The organism is Herbiconiux moechotypicola (genome assembly GCF_024979255.1).
GTDB classification, from domain to species: Bacteria; Actinomycetota; Actinomycetes; order Actinomycetales; family Microbacteriaceae; genus Herbiconiux; species Herbiconiux moechotypicola.
Genome location: NZ_JANLCN010000002.1, coordinates 465589 through 479186, shown reverse-complemented (window position 1 = coordinate 479186; position 13598 = coordinate 465589). Strand labels below are relative to the sequence as shown.

13 protein-coding genes are annotated in these 13598 nt (G+C 71.6%); 6 read left to right on the top strand and 7 right to left on the bottom strand.

Annotated features, from left to right (window positions below; all coding sequences use genetic code 11):
• Window positions 1-98: 98 nt before the first annotated feature.
• Complete coding sequence (locus tag N1031_RS05000) at window positions 99-1667, bottom strand: molybdopterin-dependent oxidoreductase (RefSeq protein WP_259478488.1); 1569 nt, start codon at window positions 1665-1667, stop codon at window positions 99-101.
• Between the two features lie 14 nt (window positions 1668-1681).
• Window positions 1682-2086 carry a DUF3054 domain-containing protein gene (locus N1031_RS04995; RefSeq protein ID WP_259478487.1) on the bottom strand — a complete coding sequence of 135 codons (405 nt, stop codon included), beginning with the start codon at window positions 2084-2086 and terminating at the stop codon, window positions 1682-1684.
• A 141-nt stretch (window positions 2087-2227) separates the two neighbouring features.
• On the opposite strand from N1031_RS04995, the gene N1031_RS04990 reads away from it, so the two are divergent.
• Together N1031_RS04990 and N1031_RS04985 are read left to right on the top strand one after the other, a co-directional pair.
• The gene (locus N1031_RS04990; RefSeq protein WP_259478486.1) at window positions 2228-2491 is read left to right on the top strand and encodes a hypothetical protein; all 264 of its coding nucleotides are present in this window, start codon (window positions 2228-2230) and stop codon (window positions 2489-2491) included.
• A gap of 99 nt (window positions 2492-2590) precedes the next feature.
• Window positions 2591-3517 carry an EamA family transporter gene (locus N1031_RS04985; RefSeq protein WP_259478485.1) on the top strand — a complete coding sequence of 309 codons (927 nt, stop codon included), beginning with the start codon at window positions 2591-2593 and terminating at the stop codon, window positions 3515-3517.
• Window positions 3518-3566: 49 nt separating this feature from the next.
• Here the strand turns inward: N1031_RS04985 and argG are convergent, their stop codons facing one another.
• The gene (gene argG, locus N1031_RS04980; protein WP_259478484.1) at window positions 3567-4994 is read right to left on the bottom strand and encodes an argininosuccinate synthase; all 1428 of its coding nucleotides are present in this window, start codon (window positions 4992-4994) and stop codon (window positions 3567-3569) included.
• 112 nt (window positions 4995-5106) lie between these two features.
• Here argG and N1031_RS04975 point away from each other — a divergent pair, with 112 nt between their 5' ends.
• Window positions 5107-6867: an alpha/beta hydrolase family protein gene (locus N1031_RS04975; RefSeq protein WP_259478483.1), complete on the top strand. Its 1761-nt coding sequence runs from the start codon at window positions 5107-5109 to the stop codon at window positions 6865-6867.
• On the opposite strand, the gene N1031_RS04970 is transcribed toward N1031_RS04975, so the two are convergent.
• Window positions 6858-7544 carry a TrmH family RNA methyltransferase gene (locus N1031_RS04970; protein WP_259478482.1) on the bottom strand — a complete coding sequence of 229 codons (687 nt, stop codon included), beginning with the start codon at window positions 7542-7544 and terminating at the stop codon, window positions 6858-6860. The genes N1031_RS04975 and N1031_RS04970 overlap by 10 nt on opposite strands.
• Complete coding sequence (locus N1031_RS04965) at window positions 7541-8143, bottom strand: TetR/AcrR family transcriptional regulator (RefSeq protein WP_259478481.1); 603 nt, start codon at window positions 8141-8143, stop codon at window positions 7541-7543. Before N1031_RS04965 ends, N1031_RS04970 begins: the two co-directional genes overlap by 4 nt.
• Before the next feature lie 67 nt (window positions 8144-8210).
• On the opposite strand from N1031_RS04965, the gene N1031_RS04960 reads away from it, so the two are divergent.
• From N1031_RS04960 to N1031_RS04950, 3 genes are all read left to right on the top strand, one after another.
• The gene (locus tag N1031_RS04960) at window positions 8211-9284 is read left to right on the top strand and encodes an ABC transporter permease (RefSeq protein WP_259478480.1); all 1074 of its coding nucleotides are present in this window, start codon (window positions 8211-8213) and stop codon (window positions 9282-9284) included.
• Between the two features lie 107 nt (window positions 9285-9391).
• Complete coding sequence (locus tag N1031_RS04955; RefSeq protein ID WP_375163610.1) at window positions 9392-10261, top strand: HpcH/HpaI aldolase/citrate lyase family protein; 870 nt, start codon at window positions 9392-9394, stop codon at window positions 10259-10261.
• 37 nt (window positions 10262-10298) lie between these two features.
• Complete coding sequence (locus N1031_RS04950) at window positions 10299-10901, top strand: GNAT family N-acetyltransferase (RefSeq protein ID WP_259478479.1); 603 nt, start codon at window positions 10299-10301, stop codon at window positions 10899-10901.
• A 95-nt stretch (window positions 10902-10996) separates the two neighbouring features.
• Here the strand turns inward: N1031_RS04950 and N1031_RS04945 are convergent, their stop codons facing one another.
• Window positions 10997-12055, bottom strand: coding sequence for a magnesium and cobalt transport protein CorA (locus N1031_RS04945; RefSeq protein ID WP_259478478.1), 1059 nt, complete (start codon window positions 12053-12055; stop codon window positions 10997-10999).
• Between the two features lie 75 nt (window positions 12056-12130).
• Window positions 12131-13558, bottom strand: a complete 1428-nt coding sequence (locus tag N1031_RS04940) for an Nramp family divalent metal transporter (protein ID WP_259478477.1) — start codon at window positions 13556-13558, stop codon at window positions 12131-12133.
• Window positions 13559-13598 lie beyond the last annotated feature (40 nt).

Sequence of the window (13598 nt, the reverse complement as noted above, 5' to 3'; positions counted from 1 at the left end):
TGGAACCGCCCCGGGCACTCTCATCTCCTGGGCTGTGGCCGCAGACTATCAGCAGGGTCCACCCGTGCGGCCCAGGCCGGACGCCGCTTCGGCATCGTTCAGGTCACGATCACTCTGTGCGAGTCCCAGCCCGTGGCTCCGTCGGGAGCCGGAGGAGCCTCGGCCGAGGTCTGGGTGTAGCCCGAAGCATCGGTCGCGCGCACCGAGATCATGTGCTCGCCGCTCGGGGCGTCCCACTCGTAGACCCACTGCACCCAGGTGTCCACCCCCGCCGTGTCGGCCAGGCGGGCCGGACTCCACTCGCCGTCGTCGATGCGCACCTCCACGGCGGTGATGCCGGTGTGCTGGGCCCAGGCCACCCCCGCCACGGCCACCGTGCCCGCCTCTACCGAGGCCCCGGCGCTCGGCACGTCGATGCGCGACTCGGTCTTGATGGGGCCGAGCGCCGACCAGCCGCGCGGTGTCCAGTACCCCTCGGCGTCGGCGAAGCGGGTCACCTTCAGCTCCACCACCCATTTCGTGGCCGAGACGTAGCCGTACAGGCCGGCCACGACCATCCGCACCGGGAAGCCGTGCTCCACCGGCAGCGGGTCGCCGTTCATGCCGACGGCCAGCAACGCCACCCGGTCGGGGTCGGTGAGCGACTCGAGGGGAGACCCTGCGGTGAACCCGTCGGTGCTCGTGGAGAGCACCATGTCGGCACCGGCGAGCGGCTTCGCCCGCTCGAGCAGCAGCCGGATGGGGTAGCCGAGCCAGAGCGCGTTGCCGATGAGGTCGCCGCCCACCTCGTTCGAGACGCAGGCGAGGGTCACGAGGTGCTCCTCGAGCGGGAGCGCGAGCAGTTCGTCGTAGCCGAGCTCGATCTCCTGCTCGACCATGCCCGTGATGCGCAGCGCCCAGTTCGAGGAGTCCACCTGGGGCACCTGCAGTGCGGTGTCGATACGGTAGAAGGAGTCGTTGCCGGTGACGTACGGCGTGATGCCCGCCACGTCGAGCGAGGCGCCGGCGGGCACGGCCGGGGCGGCGGTCGAGGCGACCGGGAGCGTGATGGCCTCGCGCACGGCGCTCACCGCGGTCGCCGTGGCGTTCATGCTCCGTGCCAGCACCCCGCCGAACACCGCGGCCACCGCGGCCACGCCGGTGGCACCGAGAAAGCGCCGGCGGTCGAGCCGCGCCTGCGTCGACGGGCCCGTGGTGCCGACGGAGGGGGAGAGACGCTCCACGCTCTCCGCGCGCTCCCACGCCGCGAGCCGGCCGATGAGCATCCGCAGCACCAGCACACCGGCCACCATGCCGAGCACGGTCGGCACCGCCGCGAAGCCCGAAGCACCCGCGCGCGTCGTGACCGCGAGCACCGCGACGCCCGAGACGGCCACGAGCACCACCACGCCGAACGGTGGGCGACGACGCTCGAGCAGCCCCGCGGCCACGGCGAGCGCCGCCACCACGAGCCCGAGCAGCACGAGCAAGGCGGCCTTGTCGCCCGTGCCGAACAGGGCGATGACGAACTCCTTCACGCCGGCCGGCGCGAGGTCGATCACGAAGGAGCCGACGGCGAACAGCGGGCTCGTCTCCGCGCCGGCGACCACGGCGGCGATCTCAGCGACCGCGAGCACCACCGCGGCCGAGACCAGACCGGCCGCCGAGGCCCACAGCTTCGAACGCATGCGCCATCGTAGGCTCACGCGGCTGAGCGCCTCCCGCGAAGCCGTTGCACCAGTGACGCGACCGCGCGCCAGCCCACGAGGAACACCCCGAGCACCACGGCCGTCACCAGCACGAAGCTCGGCTGCACGCCCTGGCCCGACAGCACCCTCAGCACCATGCCGAGAAGCACGGATGCGCCCCAGACCACGAGCCCCGACGGCACGACGGCGGCGAGCGGCCGTCTCAGCGCGGCGGCCACGAGCCAGCCGGCGAGCGCGCCCACCAGGAACGGCCACAGGGTCACCAGGAAGCCCAGCAACGCCGCGTCTTCGTCGTGCGACCGTCGGCCGATGGCGACGAACACGACGACCAGTGCGGTGTCGAGCAGCACGGCCACCCAGGGCGGTGCCGCGGCTCCGACGCGCGACGATCTGCTCACCGCACGAGTCTAGGCTCGCCCGGCCGCGCGTCCGCCCGGCACGCGCATCCGCCCGCGCATTCCGCGCATCCCGCCCGGGTCGCCCACCCGCCACCACCCACACCGCTACCGCGGGAGAGCCCGAGGGGCGATGATGGACAGGTGACGCACACCGAGATCACCGTCCTGCCCTACACCGTGAACGCCGACGTCTACGCGCGCTACGGCGCCGACTTCGACCCGGAGGCGGTGAACGACGAGATCCTCCGCATCGTCAACGCCGCGGCCCCCGCCGGGGTGACCGTGGAGCGCTCGGGCAAGGTGCTGGCCGAAGACCACGCGATCGAGGCGGCCCGCGCCTTCGACTGGGCGGGCGTGCTCTCGCGCATCGACCTCGACACCATCCTCGCCGAGCACGGCAAGTAGCGCGGGGCCGCGCAGGGCACCCGACTGTCAAGCTCCGCCACAGGCAGGGTGAAGCGACGCTCGCTTGTGGCGCGAGCCGGCGACGGCGAGGCTTGAGGGGTGCCCGCCCGTGACCGCCTCCTCGCCGTGCTCGTGGCGGTGCTGTGGGGCGTGAACTTCGTCGCGATCCACTTCTCGCTCGAGCACTTCCCGCCGTTCTTCCTGGTGGCGCTCCGCTTCGCGGTGATCGCGATCCCCACGCTGCTGTTCGTGAAGCGGCCGAACGTGAAGCTGCGCTGGCTGCTCGGCTACGGTCTCGGTTTCGGCATCCTGCAGTTCGCGTTCCTCTTCGCAGCGATGGATGCGGGCATGCCACCCGGGCTGGCCTCGCTGGTTCTGCAGGCGTCGGCGCCGTTCACCGTGGTGCTCGCGGCGGTGTGGCTGCGCGAGCGGCTCAGTCTCGTGCAGGGCATCGGCATCGGGGTGGCCGTGGCGGGGCTCGGCATCATCGCCGCCGAACGGGCGGGCGTCTCGGCGCTGCTGCCGGTCATCCTCACGCTGTGCGGGGCGCTCGGCTGGGCGTTCGGCAATATCTGCAGCCGGCAGGCCCGCCCCGAGAACCCGCTGCGGCTCACGCTGTGGATGTCGGTGGTGCCGCCGCTGCCGATGCTCGCGCTGTCGCTGCTGGTGGAGGGGCCCGCCGAGATCGGGCAGGCGCTCGGCACGGTGTTCACGATCGAGGCGCTTCCGGCCGTTCTCGGCCTGGCCTATACGAGCATCCTGGGCACCGTGGTGGGAACCGGCATCTGGACGGCCCTCATGAAGCGCAACCCGTCGAGCCGGGTGGCGCCGTTCTCCATGCTCGTGCCCGTGGCCGGCTTCACGAGCGCGTGGCTCATCCTCGGCGAGGTGCCCGCCGTCGGCGACCTCGTGGGCGGTGCCGTCGTGGTGGCCGGCGTGTTCATCGCGACGGTCGCCTGGCGCCCGCGCCGCCGCCTCCCCCGCGATCTCGACGCCGAGGAGTCCCCCACCGCGACCGCCGGCTGAGCTCAGCCCGCGCCGCACTCAGTCGGCACCGGGCTCAACCGGTGTCGCCTCAGTCGGTGCCGAGGTCGAAGGCGGAGGCCTCGTTGGCCGCGTCAGTGGCGGCCTCGAGCTCGGTCTCGGCCGGGCCCGCGGTGATGGCCGCGCCCTCGCCCGCCTGCAGGTCGCCCACGAGCTGCGCGGTCGCCCCGCCCACGATGCCCTGACGCGCGTACTGCTCGAGCCGCGACCGGGTGTCGGCGATGTCGAGGTTGCGCATGGTGAGCTGCCCGATGCGGTCGAGCGGCCCGAAGGCGGCGTCGCCGACACGCTCCATGGAGAGCTTGTCGGGGTGATAGCTGAGCGCGGGGCCTGTGGTGTCGAGCAGCGAGTAGTCGTCGCCGCGGCGCAGCCGGAGCGTGATGGTGCCGGTGACCGCGGAGCCCACCCAGCGCCCGATGGACTCGCGCAGCATGAGCGCCTGCGGGTCGAGCCAGCGGCCCTCGTACATGAGGCGGCCGAGACGGCGGCCCTCGAGGTGGTAGTTCGCCACGGTGTCCTCGTTGTGGATCGCGTTGACGAGGCGCTCGTAGGCGATGTGCAGCAGCGCCATGCCGGGGGCCTCGTAGATTCCGCGGGACTTCGCCTCGATGATGCGGTTCTCGATCTGGTCGCTCATGCCCAGGCCGTGGCGCCCGCCGATGGCGTTCGCCTCGAGCACCAGCGCCACCGCGTCGTCGTACGCGACGCCGTTGAGCGCCACCGGCCGGCCCGCCTCGAACTCGACGCTGACCACCTCGGAGGCGATCTCCACCTCGTCGCGCCAGAACGGCACACCCATGATCGGCTCGACGATCTCCACACCGGTGTCGAGCTGCTCAAGCGTCTTCGCCTCGTGGGTGGCGCCCCAGATGTTCGCGTCGGTGGAGTACGCCTTCTCGGCCGAGGCGCGGTACGGGAAGCCGCGCTCCACGAGCCACTCGCTCATCTCCTGGCGACCGCCGAGCTCGGTGACGAAGGCCTCGTCGAGCCACGGCTTGTAGATGCGCAGGCGCGGGTTGGCGAGCAGGCCGTAGCGGTAGAACCGCTCGATGTCGTTGCCCTTGTAGGTGGAGCCGTCGCCCCAGATCTCGACGTCGTCCTCCTTCATGGCGCGCACGAGCAGGGTGCCGGTGACGGCGCGGCCGAGCGGCGTGGTGTTGAAGTAGGTCTTGCCCGCCGAACGGATGTGGAACGCACCGCAGCGCAGCGCATCCAGACCCTCCTCCACCAGCGGCGCCCGGCAGTCGACCAGGCGCGCGATCTCGGCGCCGTACTCGCCGGCGCGGCCGGGCACGGCCTCCACGTCGGGCTCGTCGGGCTGGCCGAGGTCGGCGGTGTAGGTGCAGGGCACCGCACCCTTCTCGCGCATCCACGCGACGGCGACCGAGGTGTCGAGGCCACCGGAGAACGCGATGCCGACGCGCTCGCCGACGGGAAGGGAGGTGAGGACTTTGGACATGCTGACGAGTTTAGTGAACCCGGGGCGAACCGGATGCGCCGCTAGGCTCGGCGACAGAGCGGCGGCGCGGCAGGATGCGCGGCCCACGCTGCGACACGACCGGAGGACTGGCATGACGACCGACCTGACCCGACGCGGAGTACTGGGGCTCGCCGCCGCGGGCGGACTCGGGGTGGCGCTCGGCGCCGCCGGCGCCTTCGGGCCCGGTGCAGCGACTCCCGCCGCCGCGAGCGCGCTGGGCGCTGCCCGTTCCGCGGGCGCCGCCGGCCGCGCGACCGCCACCGCGGGCACCACGGCCCCCTCGGCACTCGCCCCCGCGGTCACCGCCGCCGCCACCCCCGACCCCGGTCTCACCCCCTTCCCCCAGCAGACCGACCTGAACTTCCAGACCCTCACCGCCTACGGCGAGGCCGCCTACCAGGCCGGTGAGGTGGGCGAGGTCGCGAGCGCAGTCGCCGCGGTGCAGGCCGCGATCACAGCCGGCGGCGCCGAGGCGATCCCGGCCTACCAGCCCTACGCCGACTCGTTCGAGGCGCTGGCCGCCCAGCTCGCCGGCGAGGCCGACGCCGAGCTCGCGGCCGGCCGTCTCGTCACCGCGCGCGCCCGTTACCTGCGCGCCGCGTCGTACTACAACTGCGTGCTGTTCTTCGTGCTCGGCACCGACGCCCCCGGCCGCGAGGCCGAGGTCTACGCGGCGATGCAGCGGTGCTGGGCCGCGGCGGCCTCGCTGATGAACCCGGTGCTGCAGCGGGTGGAGGTGCCCGCATCCGTTCGCTTCCGCGAGCTCGACGGCACCGTCACCACACGCACCGTCACCCTGCCTGCGTACTGGGGCCGCGCATCCGGAGCCGGCAGCCACCCCACCGTCATCATCAACAACGGCAGCGACGCCCAGCTGGTCGACCTCTGGGCCTTCGGCGGGGCCGCCGCACTCGAACGCGGCTACAACGTGCTGATGTTCGAGGGGCCGGGGCAGGGCTCACTACTGTTCGAGCAGAACATCCCGTTCACGCCCTACTGGGGCGACGTCATCACCCCGCTGGTCGACTTCGCCCTCTCCCAGCCCGAGACGGATGCGAGCCGGCTCGCACTCACCGGCTGGAGCTTCGGCGGCCTGCTCGTGATGCGGGCCGCCGCCACCGAGCACCGGCTGGCCGCGGTGGTGGCCGACCCCGGCTTCTGGGACAACACGCAGCCCTGGCAGCCGCTCGTCGAGGCGATGGAGCAGTACTTCGGGTCGGTCAGCAACGCGAACTGGATGGAGTTGTTCGAGGGCACCACGCCCGCCTACGGCACCGACGGGCAGGATGCGCTGAAGTTCCTGGTGAACAAGCGCGGCGAGATCTACGGTTCGGCTCTGCACGACGAGGCCCGCAGCGGCGGGGTGGTCTCCGACATCGTGGGGCTGCTGGATGCGCTGACCGCCCTCAACGCCGACGCCGCGCTGATGGGCGAGGTCACCTCGCACGTGCTGCTGAACGAGTACGAGTCGGACGTGTTCTTCTCGGGGCAGGGTGCGCAGGTCGAGGCGTGGCTCACGAAGGCGGCCTCGGTGTCGAATCACCTGTTCGGCTACGCCACGGGCACCGAGTTCCACTGCGCGCCGATGGCGCCGCAGGTGCGCAACGAGGTGGTGTTCGACTGGCTCGACTCGGTGCTGGGTGTGACGCCGGTGCCGCCGCCGACGCCCACGCCCGTGGTGCCGCCCGCTCCGGTCACGCCGCCGGCGCTCGCGGCGACCGGCGCTTCGGGTGCGGGTGCACTGACGGGTGCCGTGACGGCGACCGCTGCGGTCGCGGCAGGCGCAGCCGCCGTGGGGGCGGGAGCGGCGATCTCGTCGCGTCGCTCGCGAACCCGCTCCGATCAGGCCTGACCGGCGCTCCCTCTTCCGCCGAACGGCACGTGCTGCACGATCCACGCGTGCATCGCCACCGCGGCCGCGGCCGACGCGTTGATCGAGCGCGTCGAGCCGAACTGCGAGATCTCCACCACGGCGTCCGCCGCCGCGATCGCCTCGGCCGAGAGACCAGGGCCCTCCTGCCCGAACAGCAGCACGCAGCGCTCGGGAAAGTCGAAGGTCTCGATGATGACGCTCCCCGGCACGTTGTCGATCGCCACGATCGGCAGCCCCGCCTCCTTCATCGCCGCCACGAACGTCGCGACGTCGGGGTGGTTCTCGACGTGCTGATAGCGGTCGGTGACCATCGCCCCGCGCTTGTTCCAGCGCCGGCGGCCGATGATGTGCACGGTGTCGGCGGCGAAGGCGTTCGCGCTGCGCACGATCGACCCGATGTTGAGGTCGTGCTGCCAGTTCTCGATGGCCACGTGAAAGGGATGCCGCCGCTGGTCGAGGTCGGCGACGATCGCCTCCATGCTCCAGTAGCGGTAGCGGTCGATCACGTTGCGGGTGTCGCCCTGGGCGAGCAGTTCGGGGTCGTACTGCGGGCCCTCGGGATGCGGGCCCACCCACGGCCCGACGCCTCCCGCCGTGCGCTCGGGGCTCGGCGGCCCGGGATGCCCGGCGTCCCCGGCCTGCCCGACTTCGGTCACGAGGGCACCGCGGCGAGATCGATCAGGCCGAGCGCTGCGAAATAGTCGTCGGGGTCGAAGCCGGGGAAGATCGCGGACTGCACGATGTAACCCTGGCAGATGCCCACGACGACAGGCACCAGGGCCTCCGCACGCTGGGCGGCCACGGCAGGTTCGGAGCCGCCACGCTCGAACCAGGCGGTGAGATAGCGCTCGTAGAGGGTGCGCAGCTCGCTCACGAATCCGGCGACCACGTCGCTGAGCACGGGCTCTCGCGCCGCGATCGACCACACCTGCACGAGAATGGACGGCCCGCCCATGGTGGCGTCGATCGATCCCACGAACACCTTCACCACCTCGACCGGCGCCGGCAGCGGATCGCGCGCGATCATCGCCGCGAGGTCGTCGGCTTTGCCACGCAGCACATCCGACACCACGTGGGTGACGAGGTCGTGCTTGTTGGCGTAGTGCAGGTAGATGGCCCCGGCCGAGAGCCCCGACTCGGCGATGATGTCGGCCATCGAGGTGGCGTCGAATCCCTTGCGCGCGAAGCACACCAGGGCGGCGCGGGCGATCTGCCGTCGGCGCTCCACACGGTGATCTTCGGTGACCTTCGGCATGTTGACACTCTAGCGCTTCTGACGCATCATAAAGAACGATCATTCGTTTTTCTTCGGAGGCCTATCCATGAACCGTCCCCACACCCGATGGAGCCGCGTGCTGCTCATCGGCCTCGGCGCCTCACTCATCGTGGGGGTGTTCGTGCTCGCCTTCTCCTGGCCGTCCATCACGTCGACCGTGCACAGCATCCCGCTCGCCGTCTCGGGTGACTCGACTACGGCCGACACGGTGGCCGAGCAGATCGAGCAGAACGCCGGCGAGCAGTTCGACGTGGTGCGGGTCGACACCCGGGCCGAGGCCGTCGACCTCATCGAGACCCGGGATGCGTACGGCGCGGTCGTGCTCGACGAGTCGGTTCCCGAGGTGCTCACCGCCTCGGCCAACGGCGTGGTCGTGAGCCAGGTGCTCTCGCAGCTGGCCGCCACGCTGCAGAGCAGCTTCACCCAGCAGCTCGCGGCGCAGGGCGTCGCGGCGGATGCGGTGCCGACGATCACCGTCACCGACGTCGTGCCGCTCGCCGACACCGACGCGCGGGGCACCGGCCTCACCACCATGTCGTTCCCGCTCGTCATCGGCGGCATGATCGGCGGTGTCGTGGTGAGCCTGCTCGTGGCCGGCGTCTGGCGGCGCCTGACCGCCGTGGTGCTCTACGGGGTCGCCGGTGGGGTGGTCGTGACCCTCATCGGCCAGGCCTGGTTCGGCATCCTGCAGGGTTCGCCCGTGCTCAACGCGCTCGCCGTCGCCGCGTCGATCCTCGCGATCAGCGCGTTCATCGTGGGCCTCACCGCGGTGCTGGGCCCGCGCGGCATCGCGATCGGCGCGGTGCTGTCGCTGCTCATCGGCAACCCCATCTCGAGTGCCGCGCAGCCCTGGCAGTTCCTGCCCGAGCCGTGGGGCGCCATCGGGCAGTTCTTCCCGCCCGGCGCCGGGGCCACGCTGCTGCGCGATCTGTCGTACTTCCCGTCGGCGTCGACGCTGCAGCCGTGGCTCGTGCTCGCGAGCTGGATCGCGCTCGGCGTGGTGCTCATGGCGGTCGGCCACGCGCGCAACCGCGCCATCCTGCCCGCCCAGGATGCGCTCGAGGAGCCCGCCGGCGCGACCGCACCCGAGGCGTCCGAGGCGGTCGCAACCCCGGCGTGAGGCCGCGCTCGGCTTAGACTGGAGGTCGTGCGCCCGCGGCGCCCACTCACCACCCCCGACGCCCACCACTCCCGATGCTGAGAGACGACGTGACGCAGAACGACGAGATCCAGACCGACGCGACTCCGCAGCCCGGAACCGCCCCCGCAGCCGTCGCGACCGTCCCTCCGGAGATCGCACGATCGTGGCTGCTCGTCTCGGGCCGGCGCACCGAGCTCTTCGATTCTGCGGCGCGCTCGCGGGCCGACCAGATCGTGCTCGACATCGAAGACGCGGTCGACCCGAGCCACAAGGCTCACGCCCGAGGCGACGTGGTCGACTGGCTGTCGGGTGGCGGCAGCGGCTGGGTGCGCATCAACGACCGCGCCAGCGACTTCTGGAGCGACGACGTCGACGAGCTCAAGGGCGTGCCCGGCCTCCGCGGTGTGATGCTCGCCAAGACCGAGTCGGCGGCCGACGTCACCGAGACCTTCGACCGGCTCGGCGGCACCACGCCCGTGCTCGTACTCATCGAGTCGGCCCTCGGCATCGAGGAGGCCGTCTCCATCGCCCGGGCCCGCGGAGCCTTCAGGCTCGCGTTCGGCAGCGGCGACTACCGCCGCGACACCGGCACCAGCGCCGAAGACATCGCGATGGCCTACCCTCGCTCCCGCCTCGTGGTGGCGAGCCGGGTGGGCAAGCTCCCCGGCCCGATCGACGGCCCCACGGTCTCGTCGAGTCACCCGGTGCTGCGCGAGCAGTCGGCGGTGGCCGTCGCGCTCGGGCTCACGGGCAAGCTCTGCCTCGACGTGGAGCAGCTGCCGGTCATCAACGAGGTCATCAGCCCCACGCAGTCCGACGTCACCTGGGCGCGCGACTTCCTCGACGACTTCGAGGCCAGGGGCCGGGTCATCCGCGACGGCAGCGACCTGCCCCGCCTCGGCCGCGCCGAGAAGATCGACAAGCTCGCCCGGGCCTTCGGGGTGCGGCCGCTGTAGTGGGCCGCGGGGTCACATCCCGCTCTAGGCTGGGCGCATGGTCGCCGAGGAGTACTCCACCACCCCGACGCTGACGGGCACGCGGGTCGCGCTGGAACCGCTCGCCCACACCCACGCCGCCGACCTCGCCGAGGCCGTCGCCGTCGACGCGCTCTGGCGCACCTGGTACACCCACATCCCCGCCCCTGAGTCCATGGAGGCGGAGATCGACCGCCGTCTCGGGCTGCAGACGCTCGGCCGCATGGCGCCGTGGGCCGTGCGCGATCTCGACAGCGGTCGCACGGTAGGCATGACCAGCTACTGCACCCTCGACCCCGCGAACCGCCGGGTGGAGATCGGGTCGACCTGGCTCGGCGCCGCCTTCCAGCGCACGGGCGTCAACACCGAGGCGAAGCGAATGCTGCTGGAACGCGCCTTCGACACGCTCGGCTGCCTCGCGGTGGAGTTCCGCGCCCACTGGCACAACCGACAGTCCCGCGCGGCGATCGAGCGGCTGGGCGCGAAGCAGGACGGCGTGCTGCGCAAGCACACCGTGTTCGAGAACGGCACCGTGCGCGACACGGTGGTCTACTCCATCCTCGACGACGAGTGGCCCACCGTGCGGTTCGGGCTCGACGCGGCGCTCGAGCGACGGCGCTGAGGCTGAGCCGACCGCGCTGAGGCTCGTCAATCACATCCGCAACCTCGCGCATCCGCAACCCGGCGCATCCGCACCCCCGCACATCCGCACCCCTGCTACAGCCAGTGGTTGCGCCGGAACACCGTATACAGCGCTCCCGCCAGCACCACCATCCCACCGATCGCCATCGGGTACCCGAACACCCAGTGCAGCTCGGGCATGTAGTCGAAGTTCATGCCGTAGATGCCGGCGATGAGGCTCGGTGCGAAGATGATGGCCGCCCACGACGAGATCTTCTTCACCTGGTCGCCCTGCGCGATGCTGGCCTCGGCGAGCTTGCGGGTGTCTTCGGCGAGGGTGAGGTTGGCCTCCGAGATGCGCCGCATCTCGTCGTTCTGCTGCTGCGTGGTGAGCGTGGAGTGAACGGTGAGGGCGTTCTGCAGGGTGGCGCGGAACGCGTCCGCGTGGCCGGCCAGCGAGAGCGCGTGGTCGAGCACGTCGCGCAGGCCCCGCTGCACCTCGAGGTCGACGTGGTACTTCTCGGCGCCGCGCAGGAGCGCTTCGAGCATGGCGGCGAGCGGATGCGCGGCGCGCTGGAAGTCCATCACCTCGCCGATGAGGTCGTAGATGCGGCGTGACACGTCGGGGTCTCCGCCGAACAGCTGCTTCTCGATCTCGTCGATGTCGTTCTGCAGGCCGGCCACCACCGGGCCGTACTCGTCGACCACCTCGTCGACGATCGCGTAGAGCACCGCCTCGGGCCCGAGCTTCAGCAGCTCGGGGTTGCCCTCGAGCCTGTGCCGCACCGCGCCGAGGTCGGGCTTCTCGGCGTGACGCACGGTCACGACGAAGCTCGGGCCGATGAACACGTGCACCTCGCCGAACTCCACGCGCTCCTCGGCGTCGAGGTAGCGGGCGGGGCGCAACACCACGAACAGGGTGTCGCCGTAGCGCTCCAGCTTGGCGCGCTGATGGCCGGTGAGCGCGTCTTCGACGGCGAGGTGGTGCAGGCCGAACTCGGTCTCGATCGAGTGGATCTCCCCGGCGTCGGGCCGGTAGAGGCCGATCCACGCCATGCCTCCACGCTCGTGCATGAGCGAGTAGGTCTCGTCGAGCGTGTGAGGGTCGGGAACGCGCACGCCGTCGACGTACACGGCGTTGTCGATGAGGGTCATGGGCTCGACGATACGACGCGTGGGTGAACGGCCGGCGACGCCACGGGTGCGGGCGGCGTCAGGATCCCGTGAGTGTCACGACCCGGTCAGCGTGAGGGCGATGAGCACCACGTTGAGGGCCACGATGAGCGCCGCGACCGCCCAGGCGACCAGGCGCACCGGGAGGCGGTCGGCGAACTCGCCCATGAGCATCCGGTTGCCGGTGAGGCGGATGAGCGGGATGAGGGCGAACGGGATGCCGATGCTCAGCAGCACCTGGCTGAGCACGAGGGCCCAGGTGGGGTCGATGCCGGCGCCGAGCACGACGAGGGCCGGGATGAGCGTGACGGCACGGCGGGCCACCACCGGGATGCGCACCCGCAGGAGCCCCTTCATGATGACCGAGCCGGCGTAGGCGCCCACCGAGGTGGAGGCGAGCCCCGAGGCGAGGAGGCCGATGGCGAAGATGGTGGCGACGGCCGGGCCGAGGGCGGCGGCGATGGCGTCGTAGGCGCCCGGGATGGTGTCGGTGCCCTCGACGCCGCGGAGGCTGGAGGCGGCGAGCAGGAGCATGGCGATGTTGACGGCGCCGGCGAGGAGGAGGGCGACGATCACGTCGAAGCGGGTGGCCCTGAGGAGGCGGCGCACGCGGCTCGGCGCGACGTCGAGCTCGGTGCCGATGCTCGCTGGGTCGGGGGCCGGGTTCACGGCGGCGTCGGCAGCCGGGTTCGCTGTCGCGGCTGCCGGATTGGCAGCGGCGCGACGCGTGAAGTCGGTCTTCTCGGCGGTGGCGGCGAAGGCGGCGTGGTGGCGGTCGCGGGCGAGGGCGGAGTGCAAATAGATGGCGTGCGGCATGACGGTGGCGCCCAGCATGCTCGCGGCGAGCAGCACGGTGGGGGTGCCCTCGAACCGGGGGACGAGTCCATCGACCGCCTCGGGCCAGTCGACGCCCGACACGAAGGTGCCGGTGAGGAAGCCGAAAGCGATCACCGCGAGCATCCCGATGATCACGAATTCGAAACTGCGCTGACGGCGACTCGACTGCACGATCAGCAGAACGAGCGACACCACCCCGACGATGAGCCCGCCCAGCACCAGCGGCAGGCCGAAGAGGAGGTTGAGGGCGAGGGCCCCGCCGATGACCTCGGCGATGTCGGTGGCGGCGGCGACGAGCTCGGCCTGGAGCCAGTAGGCGCGGCGGGTCCAGGGTCGTGCCCGCGCGCCGACGTGCTCGGGCAGGGTGCGGCCGGTGACGAGGCCCAGCTTCGCCGACTGGTACTGGATGAGCATGGCCATGAGGTTGGCGAGCACCAGCACCCACACGAGCAGGTAGCCGTACTGCGCGCCCGCGGTGAGGTTGGCGGCTACGTTGCCCGGGTCGACGTAGGCGATGGAGGCGACGAAGGCCGGGCCCAGGAGCACGACGCCGTGCCACCAGCGAGGGCGAACGACGGCACCCCCGTCGAGCTCGCCGGCGCGGGAGTGCGGTGGCGTCGGCAACGTCGGCGGCGCATTTTTAGGCATGCCTAAAAATTAGCGATCGGCCGAGGGGCACGCAACCCTT